The following is a 4,835-nucleotide window of genomic DNA, read 5'->3' on the forward strand; positions in this document are numbered from 1 at the left end:
ACCCACCGGCAACGCCTGCATCAACCGGCCACGAGCCGTGACCAACGCGCACGCATCCTCCAGAGACAACACCCCCGCCGCATACGCAGCAGCGACCTCACCCACCGAATGACCAGCCACCACATCCGGCTCGATGCCCCATGCCCTCCACAACCGGACCAGGGCGACCTGCAACGCGAACACCGCCGGCTGCGCCAGACCCGTACCCCAACCGTCAGAAGCAGCGGGATCGTCGCCGAGCAGCAGCCGGCCGACCGGCTCCTCCAACAGAGCACACACCTCGACCAAAGAAGACCGGAACTCCGGGAACCGGCCCGCCAGTTGCGCACCCATCCCCGCCCGCTGAGCCCCCTGACCCGAGAACGTGAACGCCGTCAGCCCCTCACCCACACTCCCCCGCACCAACCGCGAGCTGCCCTCCCCCGCAGCCAGCGACTCCAGCCCCGCCACCAACTCCCCGGTATCCGACGCCAGCACCACCGCCCGGTGCTCCAGCCCAGCCCGGGACACCGCAAGCGAATACGCGGCATCCACCAACCGCACCGACTCCCCGCCCGCCACGAACTCCCGCAACCGCTCGGCCTGCCCCGCAAGCGCCGGAGCCGACTTCGCGCTCACCACCACCGGCAGCACACCCACCGGCCCGGACTCGACGACATCCACCGGCTCCTCGACCGGTGCCTCCTCCACGATCACATGCGCGTTCGTCCCGCTCAGCCCGAACGACGACACACCCGCCCGCCGCGCACGCCCCTCCGCGGGCCACGGCACCGCCTCCGTCAACAGCCGGACATTCCCCGCCGACCAGTCCACCTGAGACGTCGGCTCATCCACATGCAACGTCCTCGGCAACACACCCTCGCGCAGCGCCATCACCATCTTGATGACACCCGCCACCCCCGCAGCCGCCTGCGCATGACCCAAGTTCGACTTCAACGACCCCAACCACAAAGGCCGTTCACCCGAGGGACGCTCCTGCCCATACGTCGCCAGCAACGCCTGCGCCTCGATCGGATCCCCCAACCGGGTCCCGGTCCCATGCCCCTCCACCGCATCCACATCCGCCGCCGACAACCCCGCGTTCGCCAACGCAGCCCGGATCACCCGCTGCTGCGACGGACCATTAGGCGCCGTCAAACCATTACTCGCCCCGTCCTGATTCACCGCACTGCCCCGCACCACCGCCAACACCCGATGACCGTTCCGCCGCGCATCCGACAACCGCTCCAGGAGCAGCAGCCCGACACCCTCAGACCACCCCGTACCGTCCGCCGCCGCCGCGAACGACCTGCACCGACCATCGGCCGACAGCCCACGCTGACGGCTGAAGGCGACGAAGGGGGACGGGGTGGACATGACCATCACGCCGCCGGCGAGCGCGAGAGTGCACTCGCCGTTGCGCAGGGCCTGGGCGGCGAGATGCAGGGCGACCAACGACGACGAGCACGCCGTGTCCACGGTGACGGCCGGACCCTCCAGGCCCAGGACGTACGAGATCCGCCCGGAGATCACCGAGGCCGCGCCGGCCGTGGACATGTACGCCTCGCTGATCTCGGGCACGGTGTCGAGGAGGTCGCCGTAGTCCTGGATGCCCGAACCGGCGAAGACTCCGACCTTGCGTCCGCGCAGTGAGAGGGGGTCGATGCCTGCCCGCTCGACGGCCTCCCAGGACGTCTCGAGCAGCAGTCGCTGCTGCGGGTCGGTGGACAGGGACTCCCGGGGGTTCATGCCGAAGAAGCCCGCGTCGAAGCCGGCCACGTCGTCGACGAAGCCGCCCTCGCCGACATAGCTGGTGCCGGCCCGCTCCGGGTCGCCGTCCTGGAGCCGGGCCAGGTCCCAGCCGCGGTCGTCGGGGAACTCCGAGATCGCGTCACGGCCCTCCGCGACCAGCTGCCACAGCTCCTCCGGAGAGGTCACCCCGCCCGGGTAACGGCAGGCCATTCCGATGATCGCGACAGGCTCGGTGTCCTGGTTCTCCAGCTCGTCCAGGCGGCGACGCGTCTGGTGCAGATCGGCCGTCACTCGCTTGAGGTAGTCGAGAAGTTTCTGCTCATCCGCCATGTCGGGTGCCACCGAGTCCTTGGTCTGAAAGGTCGTCACGATCGTCACGAGGGGGCTTGCGGGCCGGGGGCTCAAGCCAGGAGGAAGGGGACGGGGCGGGCTCAGGTGAGGCCCAGTTCCTTGTCGATGAAGTCGAAGACGTCGTCTGCCGACGCGCTCTCCAGCTGGGTGTCGACGTCCTCCGCCGTATCGGGCGACTCGCCGAGCCGTGCGGCGAGCGCCCGAAGCAAGGGGACTATGTTCAGCTCGGCGATCTCCTCGGCCCCGAACCCTGTGACGGTCGTTTCGAGACGCGCCAGTTGTTCGAGGACGGCCTGTGCGGTCGGGGCGTTGCCGTCGGGGCACAGTTCGGTCCGCAGATACTCGGCGAGGGCCACGGGGTTGGCGTAGTCGAACACCATCGTGCTCGGCAGCTTCCGGCCCGTGGCCCTGGCTAGACGGTTGCGCAGGTCGACCGCGACCACCGAGTCGAAGCCGAGGTCGTCGAAGGCGCGGCCGGGATCGAGCTCCGCCGGATCGTCGTAGCCGAGCAGCTCGGCTACGTGCGTACGGACCAGGGTGAGCAGCGTGCGCGACTGCTCCGCGGGCGGCATCTGCGCGAGCCGCGCCACAAGGTCCGGGACCGGCGCCGACGCGTCCCTCGGATTGTCGCCGTCGCTGTCCAGCAGCTCCCGCACCTCGGGGACGAGGTCGAGCAGGGGCCGCGGCCGGGCCATCGTGTACGTGGGCACGAACCGGTCCCAGTCGAAGTCCGCCACGACAACATGCGCCTCGCCCCAAGCCAGTTCGCGGCGCAGACAGGCCAGCGCCCGCTCCGGGTCCATGGCCGGGGCACCGATGCGACGCATCACGGCGGCCAGTTCCTCGTCGACCATGCCGCCCTGCCAGGAGCCCCAGGCGATGGCGGTGGCGATACGACCGCGTGCCCGGCGCTGCCGCGCGAGACCGTCGAGATAGGCGTTGGCGCCGGCGTAGGCCGCCTGTCCCGCGCTGCCCCACACGGCAGAACCGGAGGAGAACAGGACGAAGGCGTCCAGGGGCTGGTCCCCGAGCAGGTCGTCCAGATGGCGGGCGCCCAGCACCTTGGCCCGGCCGACTTCGGCGAACCCCTCCAGGGTCAGCTCGGTCAGCGGTGCGATCCGCTGCGGGACGCCCGCGGCGTGTACGACCGCGGACAGCGGCCGGTCCTCGGGCACGGACGACAGCAGCGCGGCGAGCCGGTCGCGGTCCGCCACGTCACAGGCCTCGATCCGTACGCTGGTGCCCAGCGCCTCGAGTTCGGCGGCCAGTTCCGCCGCCCCGTCGGCGGCCGGCCCCCGGCGGCTGGTGAGCAGCAGCTCCGGCGCACCGAGCGCCGCCAGTGTGCGGGCGACGTGCGCGCCGAGTCCTCCGGTGCCGCCGGTGACGAGGACGGTGCCGCGCGGCGCCCACACCGGGTCGTTGTGGATGCCGTCGCCCCCCGGCGCACGGACCATCCGACAGGCATGGACACCCGTGGTGCGGACCGCCAGCCGGTCCTCTCCGGCCTCCACGGCCTCGGCCGGCACCGCGCACAACCGGCGGACCGTCTCGTCATCCGGGTCCTCGGGTATGTCGATCAGGCCGCCCCAGGTGTCCGGCTGCTCCAGCGACAACGACGTACCCACACCCCAGACCGCCGCCTGCGGCGCAGCCGCGCTCTTGTCCTGGCCGACGGCCACTGCACCCGAGGTGACCACCCAGAGCCGGGCGGTCAGGGCGGCGTCCGCCAGCGCCTGCGCCAGGACAACCGTGTCCGCACAGCCACGGGAGAGACCCGGGTGCTCCGTGCTGTCGGCGACGTCCAACGCGAGCAGGGAGAGAACACCCTGCGGGGCCTCCTCGGCCGCGTGCTCGGCCAGGATCACGGCTAGAGCCGCCCGGTCCGCTCCGGACGCTTCGACCGGTACGGCCTTCACGCCCTGGGCGGCCAGACCGTCCAGGATCCGCTCCGCCAGTTCTCCGCGCGTCGGGCGGGCGGGCAGCAGGACCAGCCAGGTTCCCGTAGGCCCCGGCCCGTCTCCGAGCGGCACGGACCGCCACTCGACCCGGTATCGCCAACTGTCCATGAGCTGCTGGTCCCGTTGCCGACCACGCATCCGGGCCATCGCGGGCAGTACGGCCGACACCGCCCCAGCCTCCACCCCCAACAACTCCGCGAAGTCGTCCGGCTGCTCCGACTCCACGGCGTCCCAGAAGGCCGCGTCCAGGGCGTCGGCCCGCTGCACCGCCGGCGCTGCGGCTTGGGTCCAGTAGTGATCGTGTTGGAAGGCGTAGGTGGGCAGATCGATACGGAGGGCGTGCTCGCCCTTGTAGAAGGCCTGCCAGTCGACCGGGACACCGGTGACGTGCAGGCGGGCCAGCGCCGTCAGCAGGGTGTGGGGTTCGTCCTGGCCTGCGCGCAGACTGGGGACGGCCGTGACGGCTCGGGTGTCATCGGGGAGGTTCTGCTGGGTCAGGGCCGTCAGGACACCCTGCGGGCCGATCTCCACGAAACGGGTCACGCCGAGGGTGTCCAGGGCGGTGACCGCATCGCCGTAGCGCACCGGACGGCGCACATGCTCCACCCAGTACTCCGGATCGTCCCACGCCGGATCCGGCTCACCCGTCACCGTGGAAACCGCCGGGACAGTGGCCGGGTGGAAGGTCAACTTGCCCACCACCTGGCGGAAGTCCTCCAGCATCGGCTCCATCAACGGCGAGTGAAAGGCGTGGCTGACCTCAAGCCAGCGCACCCGACGCCCCTCACCACGAAA

Annotated in this window: 2 protein-coding genes; both read right to left on the bottom strand. The window is 71.0% G+C overall.

Going from position 1 to position 4,835, the window contains the following annotated elements; translation table 11 throughout:
- Nucleotides 1-2,061 (bottom strand): type I polyketide synthase (locus ACI2L1_RS44860; RefSeq protein WP_404745254.1); only part of this gene is annotated, 2,061 nt, incomplete at its 3' end.
- Between the two features lie 101 nt (nucleotides 2,062-2,162).
- Nucleotides 2,163-4,835, bottom strand: a 2,673-nt coding sequence (locus tag ACI2L1_RS44865) for an SDR family NAD(P)-dependent oxidoreductase (protein ID WP_404745253.1), incomplete at its 5' end; no start/stop codon positions are given.

It is taken from the genome of Streptomyces sp. NPDC019531 (assembly GCF_044903305.1).
Classification (GTDB): Bacteria; Actinomycetota; Actinomycetes; order Streptomycetales; family Streptomycetaceae; genus Streptomyces.